Genomic DNA, 20,277 nt, shown 5'->3' on the forward strand with positions numbered 1-20,277 from the left:
AACAAAAGTATAATATACCTTATGGTCATCAGGTGTGTTTTGTTTCAACTAATAAATAATTATTTAATTTACTCACATGGCATATATACTGGAATTGTTGGTCACAGGATCTTTCTCAACTGCAAATACATAGTCAGCCGAGTCAATAAGAGATTCATCGTGGGAAACTATGAGGATCTGTGCCACTCCAATGTCCCTCATCATGTCTATGAGCTTTATTAACTGGTGCACATGCCCCCTGTCAAGGAATACTGTAGGCTCGTCCATAATAAGAGGAGGTAAACCTGCACCATCATGGGAAGATGTACCAAGTGAAAGCAGACGATATATAGCACAACGGAGTACAAGGTTAAACAATGCGCGCTCTCCACCACTGAGAAGCTTTGGCTCAAGAGCAGTACCATCTTTTTCAAACACAGTCAGATTGTAATCTGCGTCCAGCATAACATGAGAGTATGCATTATTGGAATACATGAACGAAAATATCTCGTTTATCAGCATGTTAAGTGTCTGGATATTACTTAAGCGCAGCTGCGCACGTATACGCATATACATGCTCTCAAGATTTTCAGCATCTGAATAAACAGTATTAAGGTAATCTGCCCGGTTCTTCAGCACCTCGATATTCATTTTAAGGTCAGAAAGCCGGACCCTGTCACTTTCAGCCATTCCGGCTTTTTTCATAACTTCATCTTTTTCAAGTTTCAACCGGTCAATTTCCGAATTTATGGCAATAAAAGCAATACCGTATTTCTTACTAAGGGATTCAAGTTCCTTCTTATCGAACTTACCTATTTTATCCTCAATATCCTTCAGTGATTCCTTCTTTTCACCGATCTGCCCGTCAAAAAGTGAAACCATTTCCTGAATGCTTTTTATTTTGTCATCCATCTGCCTTATCTCAGAATTGATCTTTTCAAACTCAGCCACTGTTTTCTGCATTTCCCTGGCAAGACCAAGCCTTTCAAGGACCTTTGAATGCTCTTTTAAGACTGATTCTTCCTCCTGCCTCATCTGCAGGACCTTTGCTTTTGTCTCATCAAGGGACTTTCCCAGAGCCTCTTTACCTGCCAGCAATTCCTTAATCCTCAGCTCATCTTCCTTAATGCGCAGACTGTATTCCTCAATCATCTTTTCATCACGTTTGATGGCTTCTTTAGCAGAGTCCATATCCCTGACAACAATATCCATCTCAGCTCTACAGCTTCGTGCAGACCTGACCTTCTCCGCCCTTAATTCGGTTTCAGCCTGTTTGACCTTAAGTTCTGATAATTCCTTAACCAATTTGTTCACAGTTTCATTGTCAGAAACACTTGACTCCTCCATACATGAACCTTTTAGATCCTGACCGCAAGTAGGACATTTACCTGCCGCCAGAAGCTGCTTTGACTTTTCCAGCCTGCTTTTAAGTTCGGAGATCTTCACAGTAAGTTCCGCTTCCCTGCCATGGAATCTCTTCTGCTGGTCATTAACAAGATCGAGAACTTCATCGATATTTACCAGCTTTTCGAGGGTAAATCCAAGAGAAACTATCTTTGATATGACACCTTTGCGCAGATCCTCAAGTTCTGCAATGCGACCCTTGTGCGTCTCAATCTCAGAACGAAACACCTGGAGCCTGGAGCCTGTATCCTTCACTGAACCCTCGCCGGACTTTACCTGCTTATCCGTATCATTCACAGACTGACCTATGTTAAGAAGATCTTTTTCATAAACTGCCTTTTTGCTTTTCAGATCACTGAGGGAGTCTCTCAAAGAACGTTCATCCTTATCCACCTTCAAAATCAGAGAGTCGACATCTTTAGGATCGGTATTTAGCTGTGACTCAATTTCAGATAACCTGGATTGCTTTGCTTCAAGAATTTCCTTATGTGAACGGATTTTTTTTGACATCGAGTCGATAGAAACGTATGATTTGGATTTTCTGTCCGTAAGTTCCTTTATCTGCTGCTGCACTGATTCTTTCATGCCGTGAAGTTCGTTCAGCTCTGATATCTTTTTTGTAATCTCCTCAATAAGAGAACGTGTCCTGTCCCTTTTCTCATTCAGAGAAGAAGTTTCTGTATCAATTTCCACAGACCTTGTCCGCAGGGCAGCCAGCCTGCCGCCTGGATTGGAATCCTCAATGAGCCTGATCTCCACGGCAACTTCCTTGATACGCCTTTCGTTATCCTTCTGATGTCTTCCTACTCCAACCCTGGCACTTGATGCCCGCTCCCGGTACTCTTCCAGTTTACCAAGCTGCAGGAGACCATCTATCATTTTCTGGCGGTCCCTGGGTTTGGAGTTGATCAGGATATCAATCTCACCCTGTCGTATGTAAACGCAGTTCCTGTAAGCCTCTTCATCCATATTCAGAAGAGAGGTTACAGCCTCGTATGCCCTTGTTGCCTGGTCGAATATTATTTCTCCGTCCTTCCTGAATACAGATTTCGTATTGGAAGCCCTTCCTTTTTCCGGATCGTTCCTGAAGGACTGCTCCACAGAATAATTATGGCCGTTCTGCTCGAATTCAAGCAATATTGACGCCTTTGAAGCGCCCTTGGTAATTATATCGGAAAGCACAAACTCCTTATCCAGCGTCTTGCTTCCGAAAAGTCCTGTAAAACATGCTTCAAGAAGACTTGACTTGCCACTACCGTTAACACCTGAAACCACCATGACACCGTTTCTAAATGAGAGATCAAGCCCTTTGTAGCTCCTGATATTCTCAACTTTCAAACGTTTCAACATCACAGGTAATCACCAAGGTTGTACTGCCGGGGTTTAACAGGATCGTGCCCTTTCTTTGTTTCACTTACAGGCTTTTTTTTATCATCTTTTTCTTTAATATAAACTTCCTCATTCTCTGCCACAGACAAATTATCAGTAACTTCTGCCTTATTAGTTGTTTTAGCAGGAACGGACCCATTTACATTTTCAGCAACTGCAGAATCCGGTACCTCAGAAACAGCAGTTTTAAGATCCTCAACTGATATGCCCTCTTTCACCGTTTCCTCTTCTGTACCTTCCACGTCCACCACACTATCACCTTCATTCAACTGAGCTACTTTCTCTTTTCCTGTATTTAAGGGAGGAACATAGGTAATATTGGCAGGAACATAATCAATAAAATCAATCTTGTCAAGCAACTCCCCTAATCTGGTCTCTGCTTCATCATCCACCCTTGTCTTCACAATCATAGGGTTCCGTATTATATCATCAAGCAGCAGTCCACCAGCTGTAAGGTCCATTTTCTTGATTTCTTCTTTAACAACATCGTCAGGATCTGAAAAAGTCACTTTCATCGAGAGATCTGCCAGCGTATCAACTCCTGTACGAAGGTCTTTGATTCCCGGCACCAGTGCACCCCTTGAAAGGAGAAGCTTCTCTATCTCGCTGAAATCCAGCTTTGCCTTAACATCACCTGATATTTCCAGGAAGACAACTTTCTCTGCAATATCATGCTCCATAACTGTAGAAAATACAACTTCGTAGGCATTTGGACCTTCTGTAAGGGTAACAGGTATGAAAACGAATTCACGTGTCGGAATTACTCGTTTGCTTATCTCTATCCCACTTTCCCCTATCGTGACAATATTGTATGACCTTGGTTCACGCTCAGAAGTACTGTTCCTTTCGGTACTGCCACAGTAGGTGACCCATGCCTCATTAACCCTTGTTATCTCTTGTTTGTGATTATCCCCCAGAAGTACGGTATGCACACTAAAAGGAATAGAATCAATAACCTCTTTTATGTCCCAGTCACCGAAGGAGAATGGCTTTACAAGCTGGTGCATCACAAGCACATTATATTTTGCGTCTGTTGCCTTGCCATCAAATACAGAGAAATCGAATAAAGGAATCTTTGTTTTGGGCACACTGTCAATGCCATATAATGCTACGTCACCAAGCCTGTAAGGCTCAGTGCCAAGGCGTGTTACAAGACCAAGGCTACTGTAAAGGTCAAGCCACTGTGTACTCTGTTTGCTCTCATGGTTACCAACAATTGCAAGCAGAGGAATTCCTGCGATTTTCAGCCTTGAGAAAAGCTCCATAGCATCAAGAATATCATCAAGGGTAGGGTTCCTGGAATCAAACAGGTCACCTGCATGAACTACAGCATCCACTCCCATACTAATAGCATCATCCACCACATCGGAAAAAGCATTAAGAAAATCCTGCCTTCGCACATCACTGTGATACTGCCTGTATCCAAGGTGAGTATCCCCTGTGTGGATTATCCTTATCTCATCCATCAGGGAGTATGGTATGCTTTTGCAGTTTTTAATTGTTTGGGGTATATGGGTCAATGTTTCAAAGAGATAGTCCAAAAAATGTACTATTCCGATAAATAATATTATACAATTGTTTTTTATATAATTGGATACTAACCAAATGTGGGGCATTATGGATAGTAAAGGCCAGATCACAATAGATTATCTTATCAGCATCACAATTTTCCTGTTCGCAATTATCTTTGTATTTGACTATACTGCAGGAATATTCACACCTTTTCAATCCAATTCAGATGAAACTACACTAATCGCGGACAGGACTTCAACAATCCTTGTGGAAAAGATCCTGAGTGAAAAAGATGAAAATGCTCCTAACATGGTGAGCAAGACAAAGATATGTGTGTTCTTTACAGAACTTGACACTAATTATGAAGGAACCGTTGATTACCTTGGCCTGAGTGGTTCTTTCCTTAGATACGACTTTAATGTCACATTAGAGAATGAAACAGGAATCATCGGTATGGCCGGGAAGACGATACCATCCCGTGTTAATGTAGGCCAGACAAAAAGGATAGTCTTACTAAAAGACGACAATACCGGAAATACAGAAGTTGCTATCATGTCATTCAGGGTGTGGTAATATAGCCATGCATTTCGTTTACATAAACAGGGACACACGTGCCCAGATGCACACCCTTGAAGCAGTAATGGCAGCACTGATAATGCTTGGAGTTATAGTATTCACTGTTGAGGCAACTTCTCTCACGCCCCTTACATCATCTACTGCAAACGCTCATATTGAAGCCCAGTTACAGACCATGGGACAGGACATGTTAAACACACTCTCCTATGCCCCTTATGGCCATGACTCTGACCTCAAGAACGACGTACGTAACTGGGAGGGAAAAGAGTATGTGTGGAACGGGACAGCGTACCAGTCAAGAGACAACAACAAGACAAAACTGGTAAACAGCTCTTTTGAGGAGATATTTTTGTTTGTCGCAATTCCAAGAGGAATTGCCCATAATGTTCATTTTACATGGATAAATGATGATGGTGTCACTGTTGCCAGTCCTTACATCTATAACGGCGACCCATCCGACAATGCTGTAATTATCTCAAAAAAAGTAGCTCTTTCAGATCATGAAGTAGGGAATACAACGCAGTTCATAACAAATACAGGCATACCTGATGCCGACATTAGTAGTGATTTTTACAACATAGTCAATGTCAAAATGACACTCTGGAGAATGTGAGAATATTGAAACGTGGTGGAATGAGAAAGTCAGATGAACACGGGCAATTGCTTCTGGTTGCAGGATTTGCAGTCGGACTCGGCATAGTAGTACTTACCATCATGCTGAACAATGTAATATATGCCAGCAACATCGCCTCAGAATCAAGCATCGATACTTCACGTTATGATATGGCAAATGCGATCCAGATGACTTCAGAAACTTATGAGGATGCTTACAGGTATGCAATGAAAGATGGAAGTTTCAATAGCACATCATTTGAGCAATACCTGGATTCATATGCAAAGCTGGCTTCCAAAAACTATGCAATATCAGGATTGACATTTAACTTTGAGAATAATACATTGCATGAACCATATTTCTCACAGAACGGACTTGCCAATGGAAAAGACAACTGGACAATTGCCAGTAACATCAACACTACAGATGTTTTTGTGTTGGAAATACCCGATACTTCAAAACTGGGGAACAGCTCCAACAGCATGACAATAACAATAACGAACAGTTCCGGCTTTCTGTGGTCCATTGAACTGTTCAGCTCAAGTGGATCTATAAATGTAACCGTGTCAGATCAGTCCTCTGAAATAGGAACATATATAGCTTCCAGCCAGATCAACATAACCGGGAATAAAATAGACTTCATTACAACCCCAAGTCCCTCATTCCAGTTCTCAGACCATACAGCAGGGAGTAACTATTCCATAAATATCCTCAATGGCAGCAATGCAGTGGGATATTGCACTTTTGCAGGACACATGACATCCGGGGAGCAGTTCACATTTGTACGGCACTGGGTGGGCAATCCTGTAATCACCATGCATTCCAGCGAGATGAGGATCAAACGCAATCTACCAATAACATTGCCAGGGAGGAATACATGAAACTCCGGAACTTGCACCCTGATGAAAATGCAGTTTCAATCTCGATTGGATTCATACTGACTTTTTCGATTACAGTTCTCATGCTTGTAACAGTCCTAAGCTCATTTTATTCCCTAATGGACCAGGCACAGCAAACTGTGACCCGGGACGAATTCGAGATACATGGAACTGATATTACAGTACGTATTGCAACTATTGACACCATAGTTGGGAGTGCGACTAACTCTGGGTCAGAGATCATGGAGATAACATACAAACTGTCCCTTCCCGGCAAGATTGCAGGAAAACCATACTCAATAGAGTTTGACAACAACACAAAAGATATTGTGTTCTTGTCGGATGAAAGAGATGAAACGATAGTAAAAGTTCCATATTATACAGACAACGTGGCAGTCCTTTCAACAACATTGTACAGCCTGAAGGAAGAATATGTGATAACATACGAACCCACGACAAACACAATACAAATATTCTGAACATCTGAAGACAACAAAATGACAGGAAAAAAGAAAGTATTACTTTCCGATGATGCGGTTTCGGAAGTTGTGGACTTTAGCATAACACTTGGAATGATGCTTCTTGCTGTTGGCATCATAGCTGTTGCAGGATATCCTTTGGTACAGCACATGAAAGAAACAGGGCATCAGGAGAATATCCGCCAGAGTTTTGCAGTACTTACTCCCAACATGAACAAAATAGTAGCTGGTAAAGCCCCTTCCCAATCTATCGAATTGAAGATGCACGACGGCACAGTTTCTGTCACCGGGAACAGTTACATCAATGTTACCATGGATACGTGGAATGGCTCCTCTTCCTCAATTGAAGCTCTTACTTTTGAGAGACAATTGCGAATGGTCCAAAATGAATATAAAGAGACATCTTTTGCCTATGAGAATACCGGCGCATGGGCCAAATATCCACAGGGAAGAACAGTAGAAGTATCAAAACCTGTTTTTGTGTATGATAACAGTTCTTTAGTAATACCGATGGTGACAATCACGGGAAGCAAAGGAATATCCGGAGCAGGACTTATTCGTGTGGTAGCAGACGGTGGCCAGCTTTCTGTTGAAAGTTATGAGAATGTATCCAGAGTGGAAATTACAATATCAAGTGATTACTACCAAGCATGGGAAAAATATCTGGATGATTCAATGGAGATGCAGATCATAGACATCAACACAAGCACCAGGACTGTAAAAGCAGGAAAAAATTACAATCCTAATATCGATGTATTCATAACAGCATCTCCGATGAGTGTAACCGTAGAGTAAAAATGGGTGACCATATTATGAAAAAGTTTGTTGGATCAGAAAACGCCGTTTCAGCTGTAGTTGGAATGATAATGATACTGGCACTCACAATTGCATCTGTAAGCATAATCTTCCTTTATGGGGTACCGACCATATATGAAATGCAGGATATGGCAAACGCACAGAAAGTCGAACAGGCATTTACAGTATTTGATTCAAGGACAAGTAAGGTTGCACTGGGAGAATCCCCAAGCCAGACAACTTCATTTTCTATGATGGATGGAAACATAAGAGTTAATGGGGATAACACCTCCTATGAAGAAAGCAAGATTGTTGTCATCTCAGTTGAGATTGACGCTCCATGGTATAATAGTTTTGAACAGAACAGGCACAGGTGGAAAGCCTGGGAAAGTTACATCAGCAACCCTGATATGAATCAGTTCAATGCTTCAATGGGAAGTATTGTTTACAGTAATAAGGACAGGATCATTGGATACGAAGGGGGAGGCGTATGGTCTAAATACCCTAATGGGAAATCGGTCATGATCTCACCACCAGAATTCCATTACAATGGTGAAACTTTGACACTCCCAATAATGAAAATAGAAGGAGATTCCGTATACAGTGGAAAATCGGATGTCGGTGTTACTATAAGCTCTGATAATATGCCTGTAATATTGTATCCTAATCCCTCTTCTGATTCAAGAAGAACTAATCCCCTTACATCCGATAAAGTAATCATTTACATTAAGAGTGAGTTTTACAACGCATGGGCAGATTATGCAAATTCACTTGCATACGCCACTGCCACTACCGATGATGCTAACAAGACAGCTATCGTGGAACTGGAAGTTATTCCTGCTATGGGAAAAGATTCACTCAAACAAGCTTTTAAAGTAGGAGCAGTAAACCAGTTCAATTCTGCACCCATATACAACTTCTCCCTTGACCTTGAAGCAAGGGCATCGCAGGGACTAAACCCGAGCAACTATCAGATAACAACGACATCAGGAACAAAGACCCTTACTTACACTCTTGCAAAGAAAGGGGGTGCCAACCAGCTTGAAATAGGTCTTGTATATGTGGATACAGCACCCGGCGGAGGGGTGGAAACATGGAGTGGAAATGGCGTATTTGATGTTAGCGGCTCAAAGGAAGACCAATCAACTACTGTAGATATGCTATCCACAACACTAACAATGAATTATGAAGAAAATAGTGATTTTTCATGGGGAAACAATACATCCGTAAGCATTAACCCAGATATAGCACTTACTAAAGATCAGGATTTGCCTCTCTATAACCTGACACAACATTACTTAAAGCTCATTACAATGAATGGGGCTGTGGTTTTCAACCTTCAACAGCCAGGAAAATCGGATCCTGTGGACTATGATGAATCAACTCTGACACTATATTACGACGGAATGCCAGGGAGCATAACATACCTTCATGTCAGCAGAAATGACCTCACAGCTACATTGAATTAGAGAAAAAACAGTGTGCTTAGAATTAAGTAGAAGTACATATACACCACACATTATATTATTTATTTTAACAAATCTTTTTTATATTATATCCTACATATATACTTGCAATGATGGACGAAAAGGGGCAGATAGCAGTAGATTTCCTACTGGGGATATCATTATTCCTTATCGCTCTTACTTTCACTGTGCAATTTATTCCGGGTATGTTCATGTCCGGAACAGCAGGGGAGAGCAGCCTGGATTATACAGCTTACCGTACGGCAACTGTCCTTGTCGAGGATACCGGATGGTGGGGCAACAGTACAAGTAGCGGAACTGACTGGGAGACTCAGCCTTCAAATATGATGAGAATCGGACTTGCAGCAGACGATGAGCCAAAATCAAAGCTGACCAACAGTCCAAATCTGCTCTCAAAAGCCAAGATCGAACAGTTCATGCTCGTAAATGAAAACACACTCATAGAGAATCTGGGCCTATACAACAACGTAGATAACACTCATTTTTCCTATGGGTACAACATATCCATAAACCAGGAAGGGGTCCCTCTTGTACTGAACAGCACTGCCATAATGAGAGGGAAACCAACACCATTGGACCGTGAAGTATCAAAGATAACAAGAGTGGTACTTGTAGAAACCGGGACCGTTGCTGTTCTTAAAGGAAGCGAACTGACAGGTGAAATAGCCTCTGAAGCAATCATCAATGTAACAGGACCATTTGAAGAGAACATAACCATACAGATAAGGAATCTTAATGGTGCAAACCATTCATTCCTTAATGCAGTAGTTGACAATGTCACATTAACACCATCTTCAGATTATACTATTTACAAAAAGACTGGTTGGACAGATTTACCACTAAACGGCAGCTTAACAAGTACAGATTTGATATGCCTTAATCTGGACCATAACCGTTTCAACTTAAGTCAAGACTACAAACTTGAACTTAGGTTCAGCAATGTTACGCTGGACCCCGGACCTCCTTTTATAAGATATAATAACCATAGCAGCCCCCTTTACGAACCTGCATATCTTACTGTGGAGGTGTGGCAATGAACAATAAAGCACAGTTACATACCCTTGAAGGGTTGGGTGCGGCAGTCCTGATGACACTGACGATACTTGCTATCACCCAGAGCACCATGATAGTCACCCCCCAGAATGCCCTGGCTGTGGATGTACAGCTAGAGCAGATGAGCTCTGACGCACTTGCAGTTCTTGATATTGCTTCAATGGCATCGGTGCAGTACAACCTGACAGAATGTATTGCAAGCTGGGATATGGCAGAACCCACATACCCTACAGGAAATCTTGATAATCTGGACACAGCACTTTCCTATCTTTTACCCGGGATACTCTACAATGTAGATCTTGCTTACACAAAAAGCGGGAATCTCAATGTTGAAAAGGTCATTATCAACGGACCGCCCAGCACTAATGCAGTTGTTGCCAGACGTTATGTAACACTTACAAATCAGACGGTAAACAACATGGGTGGTGGATGGAGTCTGCAAGATGATGAACTAAGGGTTGTTGAAGTGAGGATGACAGCATGGAAAGTATGAGAAAGAACACAAAAGGACAGTGGATAGCTCTTTCAGGACTGGTCATATCACTTATACTCATAGGACTTGCCGCACTGGCAAACCAGGCAGCAATAGCTGGATACCACTCCTCAAATGCAGCTCTTGAGTTCCCAAAAGAGAACATCCGCGAGTTGAACTCGCATACAAGGGACAATGCCAGGATAATAAAGGACCTTTCTTTTGAGATAAACAGTACCAGCAACGAAACAATACCTTTCATCTTTGAGCAGTTATTCGATAATTACAGTACACAGATACAAAACCTGTACGCATCACATGGTGAAACAGCAGATGTTTCACTGGTTTCCATTAACTCTACAAACGGGACGTTCGGTATTGATGATATTGACCTTATATTTGTAAATATCACATACAATGATGGAAGTACCCATTATGTGTCGCAGCCTGAGATTATCGAGGTGAGATAATGAGAAAGCTGTCAAAAAATGAAGAGGGAGTATCTATTTTATTTGAGTATATATTGTTCTCACTTATATGCATTGGTTTTTTTATGATAATAACCACCAATTCTGATGATATATTCATGAAAACTCCGAATGAAGCTGTAATGCAGGATGAGATGAGCGATATAGGCAACATGATGAGCACGATGATAACTGACATGTACCTTATTCTCCCTGAGAACGGTTATATTGATACAGAATACAGGATTCCGGCAAAAGCAGGCCGGGAAGAGTACATGATTAATGCAGATATTGCATATACAGACCAGATAATAGAAGTTATATCCTCATCATCGGGAAAGAAAGTAAGAGTTACGATCGGTGGAATTGCAACGACAATGCCGATCAACGGTACTGCCCTGAGCAGTTCCACAAATCATGTGATCAGCTATGACTCGAGAAGATAGAAGGAATGCAGCAGTTTCCGAAACACTGGGATATATCCTGTTGTTTGGGATTGTGACTTTATCAATGGGCGTTATATATGCAATCGGATATCCGGCATTACAGTCAAATATCGATGCAAACATATTCGAGAGCGCAGAACAGAATTTTATTGTACTCCAGAGCAATATGGACAGGGTGGCTTTTGACCAGACACCTGTAAAGGTGCTCAAATTAAAGCTCCAGAGCTCTGCAATTGCAGTGAACAACGAATCCTCGATGACCATCACCTACGGGGCAAACCCGCCAGAGGTAATCCACACGGGGGAGATACAGTTCCAGAAGGACAGCAAGACACTGACCTATGAGATGGGGGGTGTCTTTAAGAAATATCCCCGTGAGGCTACGGTGATGGTATCAAAGCCCCCTATATATTCTAGCAAGATCAACGGTGTTGACGTGATGACCATTGGGCTTGTTTCAGTAAACGGAAATTCCTACATATCAGGAAAGGGGATAGCCACAGTTACCCTTCAACATAACTCAAGTACCATGAATAAGACCTCCGTGCCAACAAATGTTACAGTTACTATAAACAGTGCACATGCCACAAAGTGGGAGGAATACCTGGAAGAGATCGGTTTCTCCATTAACACTACCAGTACCACAGCAAAATCCGTTACTGGCCATAAGAATGATACTATGCTGATCCTCAGCAAGCATGTGGTTGATGTAGACATTTCCTGAAGCAAGGATCATATACAGAGGCTGCCTGACAGTGACATGACAGTAGCCTTCTTTTTTCTATTTCTTTGTGCCTTTGCATGGTCTGTAAAGACTGCTTTATATTTGTATAACGCCAGACGATCAATGCTGGAATAACAGATAGATTCCACCTCCATCGTCTCATTCCATATGCAAGATATTATCCTGGGAAAACACATATGCTAGCGGCAGCGATTGAACCTGTGGTTCATATTAGCTGATAACAGGTATTAACAAACAAGCAAACAAAGTTGCAAATCTAGTACATCTCTGCTAAAGCGAAGAAAAATAAAGACAAGAGATAGATGAATAAATGATGATATGCTCCGGACAAAGTCCGAAGCAGTCTGTTTTAACTAATACTTATCATTCCTTTTGGTCTGACATATAAGACTTTGCTGGCTACAAGGATATCGCTTACATTGTTCATGTTATATGCATATGCAGTGATGTAAACCTTGCCTGCGATAGCACTTGTGAAATCAACAGTATCTGATCCGGAAACATTATATATCGGGTTTTCATCAAAATATCCGAGGTTACTATAAAAATATACATGGGCATTTCCAGGATCTCCCATATTGTCCGTGAGTGTCAGAGTGACAGTTGTGGTGTTATCTATTCGAATTATATTCCTGTCGGGATCTATATCCAGAAACGCCAGCGGCACAGAAGACATCGATGCACCACCGCCACCCAGACTTGTACTTCCTCCTCCCCCTACAGTGACCGTGATGTTCTCGCCACTTAAGTCAGTATATGTTACTGTGGATGTTGGCATGATGATAGGCACATAGCCTGCACCATCTACCCTCATCTGATACCATATGCCCCATTTATCCCCGGCTCCCATGTTTGGCAAGCGCCATTCAAGTATGGATTTTCCACTGCTTGTTGTGATGCTTGGCTCTGCATTTCCTCTGGGAGGTGCCTTTGGAGTGGCAAACAAAGTAACATTGCCAGTGGTAGCGTTGCTGCTTCCCGAGATATATGTTGCTTTTGCCACAGATAAGGGAGTGACATAATTGTAAGGCACATGCAGGTCCAGAATAGGACCACTTGCCGAGAAATTAGTTATCTGCATTGCTATGCCTTTAAAGATATCTTTGAGAACACTGGAATTTGGTGCAAAGTAGTATTCTCCACCTGTTATGGATGCAATTTCCTGAAGCACCTGATCGACTTCGGATTCCGTGTTGCCAAATCCTACGGTATAGATAACGGTGTTGTTGTCCCTCGCCCTGTATGCCTCCTCCAACAGGGAGTGGTAACCTGCATTATCTATCCCATCCGTCATCAAAACTATTGTGGAGTTACCTTCCAGCGAATAAAGCTCATTGTTTGCAACGAACAGACCTTCATCTATGGCTGTTAGCCCGTCAGCAGTAATCGTATCTATTGCATTGCTCAGATGTGAGATGGAATCATTTTCCAGAGTAGATGTCACACTGGCAGTCCACTGGTTCCATGAGACCGGAGTGCTTTCTACTGATGTGTCGGGTATGGAGAACGCAATGTCGAAACATTCGTAATTCCATAAAGAAGACGGCTCAACCTGCGAAGTGGAACCAAATGAAGAACCATCCCATTTCTGGATATTCAGATCTGTATTTCCATCGGATGTCATGAGGAAAATATCATTAGAAACTGGGTCAGGGGTTAGCTGTGCCCACCTGGTATAGCCACTGCTTCCCAGATCGAGTGCTGAAGATTCACTACTCCATGAACCAGACCATGTTCTATATTTTGGAACGGTGCTCTGGTCTCCCCATACCACCAGCCCTTTGCCTGACTGTTGCTCAAATGCAACATCAACAGATCTGACATCAGTGCGATATGTGCTATATTCAACGATTCCAAACTGTGAAGAAGGCCATGATGAGCCATCCCAGACACCTACATAGACATCATAAGCAGAATCTTGGGAAGCCATAATTATCCTATTTGAATTAGTGTCTGCTGCGAGTTTTACCCAGTAGACAGCATTAGAGAACGAATAAAGGTTCTGTGCACTTCCCCACGAGTTACCATTCCAGATACGATATTTAATATAGCTCGAATCAGCCCAGACTACCATAGCTCTGCCAGTACCTTGTTCGTAGATCACATCAAAACATTGGTAACTTGCAGTTCTGGCTGTGTTCGTTATCTGTGCAACATTGCCCCATGAAGAGCCATCCCAGACCTGTGCACGTATGTCCGATGAACTGTCAAGAGTCACAAGGACCATCTCATCAGATTTAGGATTTGCTTCAAGTCTCATCCACTGGATAGTACCTGCACCTGTATTTGAAGAGCTCACTGCAGCCTCAGAGCTCCATGAGGAGCCATCCCACACTCTGTATCGGGGAATACGGGCATGCTGGTTCAAATCCATATAAACTACAACAGCATCACCAGACAATTGCTCGTACTTCACATCAAAACCTCTTCTTGTGCTCTGACTCAATTCAGTGCTAAGTTCCTGCACTGAACTCCAAGAGTTACCGTCCCATGTCTGGGCATTGACGTCTTTTTGATCATCACCTGTAACCATGATGATCTCAGGCCTGACAGGGCTTGATTCCAGAAGTACAAAATTCGGCACACCATTTATGAAATTAGAATAACTTTCCATGGACCACTGTGAACCTTCCCATGTCCTGAAACGAGGAGTACCTTTTCCACTCTCATCACTGCCATCGTAATAAGCTGTCATGATACTATTCAGAAGAGAACTTGAAACACTGATGATGAAGTGAGTATCAGTCCCTACATATGGACCTTTGGCAATTTCCAGAAGATAGGTTTTTCCTGCGTAAAGAGGAGAACTTACCTGACAAACCCCTGCGTTAGTAGTTGAAGAGTTCAGAAGGTCTATGCCTTCATAAAGAGAAACGTTCATCTCGGAAGTGTCATCCCATGAAATGTCAAAAACATAAAGACCGTTTGTTTCAACTTCAAAGTAGCCGGACCAGCTACCATTGTCAAGCAGGTAGCTTTCCTGGCTGTCGGAAAGAGAGATACTTTCAACACTGTAAAGAGCCAGACCTGCTTTGTCCCCGCGGCTTTCATCAAAACTTGAGATGAATGCATGAGAAGATAATTTGGCTGCACTGATCTTATCTATATAAGTGGATACGGTGAATTTCTCAGTTCCTCTGCCAGTACCTGTAACATTTATTGTCCAGTTACCTTTTTCCACGGAATCATTATCAGGATAAAGATAAGATAATGGCTCTATCCAGATGTATTCGGAAGTATTCCCGTTCGGATAATATCCGGTCGTATCATTGTTAAGTCCATATACCTTTCCTGAAGGGCTTGTCAGTTGAAGATTAAGATTCGAAGAACTGTTCTCCCAATCAAGCTGCACCTTAAAGTCATTGATAGTTTCATTGATAAGGAAAGTATCTTCAAAAGTGTCTCCTGTCATTTTTATTACACCAAAAGAACAATCATAGCCAGCAGCACTCAAATCAGTATTTGCAGGATAATATTCAATTCTGGTACCGTTCCATAATACCTCAACATTCATTACCCTGCTCTCCCAGTCACCCAGACCTTTATAGGCATGATAGTCATAGAAAGTTATAGCATTGGTACCTGTTTCCAGATAATTACTAATATCGTATTCATAATCCTCCCACTGTTGATTGATACCTGTATTATATGAAGGAATCAAAGCAAAATTTGCTCCGTTTATTCGGATAAGACATTCTCCTGCACTTGAACCACCATAATCGGAACCTGCATCAAAGACAGTATCCAGGTCATATCCTTCGAATTTGAGCACATATTCCTGCAACTCTAAAGAGCCGCTGAAACTATAATCATATGGAGTAAAACCTTCTGTCCCATACTCCACTGAGCGTACATCATAATCGCTTATTTCCTGTGCGATGGAATTGTACACATCACGTAGTTCCGCACTTGTGGGTGCGTTGTAGTAAACACCACCTGTCTCAAAAGCTATACGCTGAAGAACAGGTTCGTCAATATAGTCCGTAGCCCCCAACCCTATTGTGTATATGGTTATATCATTTGCCTTGGCTGTTGCAACGGCATTCTGACCCTCGCGATCCGAACCTGCATTGGATACTCCATCTGTTAACACGACCATTACTTTTTTTGATTCGGGGCGCCCATTTATAAGCATGCTGTTCGCATCTGCCATTGCATCACCCATGGCAGTAGAACCATCAGCTACTAAGACATCGATGACACCTTTAACGGTGTTCTTATTGTTATAGGAATTAAGAAGAGTCATACCTATGTCTATTCTGCTGGATGTTGAGAATGAGACCACTCCTGCCTGTGAATTGGATGCAAGATTGTCTACAAATTCCTGTGCAGCTATTTTTGCATCTGTCATCGGTTGCTCGGGAGAATTACCTAAGAATTTCATACTTCCTGAACGGTCAAGAACAAGCACAACATCAAGAGGAGTTCCAGCATAATAGTCAGGATCCATACTTCCCGAACGGTCAAGGACCAGCATTGCACTTGCTGCAGGTCTTATTATGGGAAGTTCACCTTCTATAGAAATAATTGTTGTTACATTTACGACTGAACCTGAATTTACCAAAACCGGTTTTACATCCAAATACACACTCATGAAGGGTTCAGCTTTAACACTTATACTAGTTGAAAGACTGATATTGCCACTTGTAGCCACAATGGTCGTATTTCCCGAAACGTTGCCGGTGAATGTACCATATATTCGTCCGTCAGGGTCAGTTGTAGCATTGATGAGATCGATCGCACTGATACCATCAACTATGAGCGTGCCTACTGTTGTGTTGGTATTGTTTAGAGTTACGTGGATGTTTGGCAATGAATGACCCCATTGGTCCAGCGCAACAAGAGTGATAGCTGATTCATGATTTCCATTCAGATCATGGGCAAGAACTGCATTGGGAACAGAATAAAGGTCCATAGAAGTAAGAGGACCTGCTGTAAAATAGAGTGTTGTAGTATTGCTAAAATTAGTATATCCGGATTGGTCCTTGTAGGTTGCTGTTATTGAAATGGATTCGAGGTAAGGTGTCGGACCTACGATAGTATTTGCACGACCCTGGCTGTTCAGAGGCACGATAACTATATTGCTGCTGGCTGTTGTGAAACGGACCTGCTCCTTGATAGGGGTTGTAAGAGGTAAAATAGGGTTAAGGAACTGGTCAACGGGCTTGGCAGACAAGACATAGGACTCCTGGTTATTTGAAAGAGCATGTTCCGGGGTGTAAGTAAGGAACAGATTATCTATTTCATCTGCGATACCTGTTATAGTAATATTACCCTGGAGAGAGGCATTCACCACAGCAACTGTTATGACATTTGCACCTGCTCTTTTATCGGTCCTGAAAACCGTAGCAAACTGCCCATTTGTATCCGTGGTTCCGCTATAATATAAAAGAGATGCTGAATTATATGCAACCGGGCTATTATAAAGAGTATTTGATGGGGACGTAACGCTGAGAGTCAGATTTACTTCAGGTACAGGATTATCGAACATATCATAAACGCGGACATACATATTGTTAGTAGTGTTCACTGTATATTCATCGTTAAAGACAGCCCCCATCCTTGATGGCTCTGCGGGAAGGACCAACAATTCAGTATAGTTGGTGGCTGATCCAGCAGTGGATGTGATTGTAACATTCCCTGCAAGTGTTGAATTCAGGCTGAAAAATGAACTTCCTGAGGATGACGTAACAGGTAATTCTGAAATCGTCCAGTTTATGTCATCTTCATCATCAAGTGTTATCTTAATTAATGTTATATTATCCGGATATATCAAAATATTGTTCTGTTGTGCCACACTTCCGGAATAATCAGTTATGACAACATCCAGATAAACTTGTTCATTTGGATTAGTATTACCAAAAATATCCACTGGTGTGAAAGTAATGTTTGTGGTGTTGCCCGCAACATTCACAGGATAGTCAACATCTGTCAGGAGAGAGCTGGCAGCCAGTGGCAGGAAAGTAACGTTTGTCAGATTAAAGGCACTACCTGAACTTGCATTAATATGTGCTGTTCCTGCAACTGTAGAATTGATACTTATTTCTGCAACCCCTGATGAATTGGAGTATGTAAAAGCAGAACTCAGAATTCCCAGATCTGTTGTGAAATTCACCAGTGAATGGTTCACAGGTGTTCCGTTATCTTTAATCATTACGCTGATATTGATGGAATCTCCTGCGTTACTTTGAACATCCATTGTCATAAACTCTACATCCAGCGCCAAAGCTGAAAACGAGAATGCAAGAAAAACTGCAGATATAAATATACACTTTTTTAAATGCTCCATAGAAATACCTCGAAATCACCCTTCAAATTACCAACCCGATAAAATCATAATTGAAATATTAGTGTAGACTTATGTTATAGATATATAAGAGGTAATATAAGTTATTTCTTATATAACAAATAATATAAAACCAGTGTTCAGAGTTTGGGCTCAGGTTTACGAAAAACTTAAATCATGCTTGACCATTAACCCATTCCATAGAGGTAATACTCATGAAGAAAGCAATCATCGAGACCGATAAAGGAAATATTGTTCTGGAACTGTTCGAGAAGGATGCACCAAAGACTGTGGCAAACTTTGAGAAACTTATCAAGGAAGGATTCTATGACGGACTTACTTTCCACAGGGTACTCCCAAACTTTGTGATCCAGGGCGGATGCCCGAAAGGCAATGGTACAGGCGGCCCGGGATACTCAATAAAATGTGAGACAAAAGGCAATCCACGCAAACATGGCAAAGGTGCACTCTCAATGGCACACGCCGGAAAGGACACAGGCGGAAGCCAGTTCTTTATCACACACTCCCCACAACCACACCTTGATGGCGTACACACTGTCTTTGGCCAGGTAATCGAAGGCATGGAAGTCGTCAACAGGATAAAGGCAAAAGATGTGATGAGAAAGGTCACTATCGTTGAAGAGTAATTCCGTTTTTAACTACTTTTTGCGGTATCTTTGATACTGCTATTTTCTCTTTTTCAAGGATACATTAATAATTACTGCGTACCCTACCTGATCGTATCTGACTGGAGACATTCTGGAAGATAGCAGAATAGACAAATACTTATAGTGAAATACGCATGAATGCATTATGTATAATAGAACATAACGAAGTATGAGCCTTTCTTCAGCGTTAATTGCGGCCAATAAAAAAGAGAGTGATAACAATGGTACTAAACAAAAAACTCATTCTGGCTATTGCAGCCATATTGACTATCGTACTATTTGTAAGCGGATGCACTGACAAGGATTATGGACAGTCACAGATCACAAAGATAACAATATCTGCTTCTGCAGTATTTACAGAGGCTTTCACAGATATAGAAGAGGATTTTGAAACTGAGTATCCTGAAATAGATCTCATAATGAACTTTGGGAATGCTGGTTCTCTAAGGATGCAAATCGAAGGAGGGGCTCCCATAGACGTGTTCGCTCCGGCAGATACGAATCACATGGATATCCTAGCCTCTAAAGGATTGATTTACAACTATTCACAAAAAAAGCTTGCAGGGAACTCCTTGGTGATGATAGTTCCAAAAGGCAACATACTTAATATTTCAAGTATGGAGGATCTGATCCGGCCAGAAGTGAAACGAATAGCACTCAGTGATACAGAAGCTTCAGCTGTGGGGAGGTATGCAAAACAATCTCTGAGCGAGGAAGGAGTATGGAATGGCGTGCAAAATAAGCTGTTAACGGGTGATACGGTGAAAAACTCACTGGTCTATGTGGAGCGGGGAGAAGCAGATGCAGGATTTGTGTTCATTACAGATGTATCATCCGCCAAACCGGACACAATTGAAATGATAACTGTAGTCCCTGTGAGCACGCCTATCGCTTACCCCATAGCTGTAGTCTCATCCACCATGCACAGTGAAGAATCCCAGCTCTTCATAGATTTTGTCACAGGAGAAAAAGGTAAATCCATACTGGAACAATATGGTTTCAGTATTCCTCAAAACGGATGAACTGAA

Annotated in this window: 16 protein-coding genes; 13 read left to right on the top strand and 3 right to left on the bottom strand. The window is 41.9% G+C overall.

Annotated features, from left to right (window positions below; genetic code table 11):
- Nucleotides 1–72 precede the first annotated feature (72 nt).
- Both BB781_RS07575 and BB781_RS07580 read right to left on the bottom strand, forming a co-directional pair.
- Nucleotides 73–2,733 carry an AAA family ATPase gene (locus BB781_RS07575; RefSeq protein WP_094227892.1) on the bottom strand — a complete coding sequence of 887 codons (2,661 nt, stop codon included), beginning with the start codon at nucleotides 2,731–2,733 and terminating at the stop codon, nucleotides 73–75.
- On the bottom strand, nucleotides 2,733–4,238 hold the full coding sequence (locus BB781_RS07580) for a metallophosphoesterase family protein (protein WP_242492577.1): 1,506 nt from the start codon (nucleotides 4,236–4,238) through the stop codon (nucleotides 2,733–2,735). Before BB781_RS07580 ends, BB781_RS07575 begins: the two co-directional genes overlap by 1 nt.
- Nucleotides 4,239–4,389: 151 nt before the next feature.
- On the opposite strand from BB781_RS07580, the gene BB781_RS07585 reads away from it, so the two are divergent.
- The 11 genes from BB781_RS07585 (at nucleotide 4,390) to BB781_RS07635 (ending at nucleotide 12,274) form a co-directional block, all read left to right on the top strand.
- Entirely contained in the window at nucleotides 4,390–4,857 is a 468-nt protein-coding gene (locus tag BB781_RS07585; RefSeq protein ID WP_094227893.1) for a DUF7287 family protein, read from the top strand.
- 7 nt (nucleotides 4,858–4,864) lie between these two features.
- Entirely contained in the window at nucleotides 4,865–5,473 is a 609-nt protein-coding gene (locus BB781_RS07590) for a DUF7288 family protein (RefSeq protein ID WP_094227894.1), read from the top strand.
- Nucleotides 5,470–6,354, top strand: a complete 885-nt coding sequence (locus BB781_RS07595; protein ID WP_129582659.1) for a hypothetical protein — start codon at nucleotides 5,470–5,472, stop codon at nucleotides 6,352–6,354. Before BB781_RS07590 ends, BB781_RS07595 begins: the two co-directional genes overlap by 4 nt.
- Nucleotides 6,351–6,830, top strand: coding sequence for a DUF7266 family protein (locus BB781_RS07600; protein WP_094227896.1), 480 nt, complete (start codon nucleotides 6,351–6,353; stop codon nucleotides 6,828–6,830). The genes BB781_RS07595 and BB781_RS07600 overlap by 4 nt, the downstream gene beginning before the upstream one ends.
- An 18-nt stretch (nucleotides 6,831–6,848) precedes the next feature.
- Nucleotides 6,849–7,625 carry a DUF7289 family protein gene (locus tag BB781_RS07605; RefSeq protein WP_094227897.1) on the top strand — a complete coding sequence of 259 codons (777 nt, stop codon included), beginning with the start codon at nucleotides 6,849–6,851 and terminating at the stop codon, nucleotides 7,623–7,625.
- Nucleotides 7,626–7,642: 17 nt separating this feature from the next.
- Nucleotides 7,643–9,094 carry a DUF7289 family protein gene (locus BB781_RS07610; RefSeq protein ID WP_242492578.1) on the top strand — a complete coding sequence of 484 codons (1,452 nt, stop codon included), beginning with the start codon at nucleotides 7,643–7,645 and terminating at the stop codon, nucleotides 9,092–9,094.
- 107 nt (nucleotides 9,095–9,201) lie between these two features.
- Nucleotides 9,202–10,149 carry a DUF7287 family protein gene (locus tag BB781_RS07615; protein WP_094227898.1) on the top strand — a complete coding sequence of 316 codons (948 nt, stop codon included), beginning with the start codon at nucleotides 9,202–9,204 and terminating at the stop codon, nucleotides 10,147–10,149.
- Complete coding sequence (locus BB781_RS07620; protein WP_094227899.1) at nucleotides 10,146–10,658, top strand: DUF7288 family protein; 513 nt, start codon at nucleotides 10,146–10,148, stop codon at nucleotides 10,656–10,658. Before BB781_RS07615 ends, BB781_RS07620 begins: the two co-directional genes overlap by 4 nt.
- Nucleotides 10,646–11,107 carry a hypothetical protein gene (locus BB781_RS07625; protein WP_094227900.1) on the top strand — a complete coding sequence of 154 codons (462 nt, stop codon included), beginning with the start codon at nucleotides 10,646–10,648 and terminating at the stop codon, nucleotides 11,105–11,107. The genes BB781_RS07620 and BB781_RS07625 overlap by 13 nt, the downstream gene beginning before the upstream one ends.
- Nucleotides 11,107–11,550, top strand: a complete 444-nt coding sequence (locus BB781_RS07630; protein WP_094227901.1) for a hypothetical protein — start codon at nucleotides 11,107–11,109, stop codon at nucleotides 11,548–11,550. Before BB781_RS07625 ends, BB781_RS07630 begins: the two co-directional genes overlap by 1 nt.
- A complete protein-coding gene (locus BB781_RS07635; RefSeq protein WP_094227902.1) occupies nucleotides 11,534–12,274 on the top strand; it encodes a DUF7289 family protein in 741 nt (246 codons plus the stop codon). Before BB781_RS07630 ends, BB781_RS07635 begins: the two co-directional genes overlap by 17 nt.
- A gap of 370 nt (nucleotides 12,275–12,644) precedes the next feature.
- Here BB781_RS07635 and BB781_RS07640 read toward each other — a convergent pair whose 3' ends face one another.
- Nucleotides 12,645–18,584 carry a VWA domain-containing protein gene (locus BB781_RS07640; protein WP_094227903.1) on the bottom strand — a complete coding sequence of 1,980 codons (5,940 nt, stop codon included), beginning with the start codon at nucleotides 18,582–18,584 and terminating at the stop codon, nucleotides 12,645–12,647.
- 212 nt (nucleotides 18,585–18,796) lie between these two features.
- On the opposite strand from BB781_RS07640, the gene BB781_RS07645 reads away from it, so the two are divergent.
- The gene (locus BB781_RS07645; RefSeq protein ID WP_094227904.1) at nucleotides 18,797–19,228 is read left to right on the top strand and encodes a peptidylprolyl isomerase; all 432 of its coding nucleotides are present in this window, start codon (nucleotides 18,797–18,799) and stop codon (nucleotides 19,226–19,228) included.
- A 242-nt stretch (nucleotides 19,229–19,470) separates the two neighbouring features.
- A complete protein-coding gene (gene modA, locus BB781_RS07650) occupies nucleotides 19,471–20,271 on the top strand; it encodes a molybdate ABC transporter substrate-binding protein (RefSeq protein WP_094227905.1) in 801 nt (266 codons plus the stop codon).
- Nucleotides 20,272–20,277 lie beyond the last annotated feature (6 nt).

The organism is Methanolobus psychrotolerans, assembly GCF_002243045.1.
In the GTDB taxonomy this organism is placed as follows: Archaea; Halobacteriota; Methanosarcinia; order Methanosarcinales; family Methanosarcinaceae; genus Methanolobus; species Methanolobus psychrotolerans.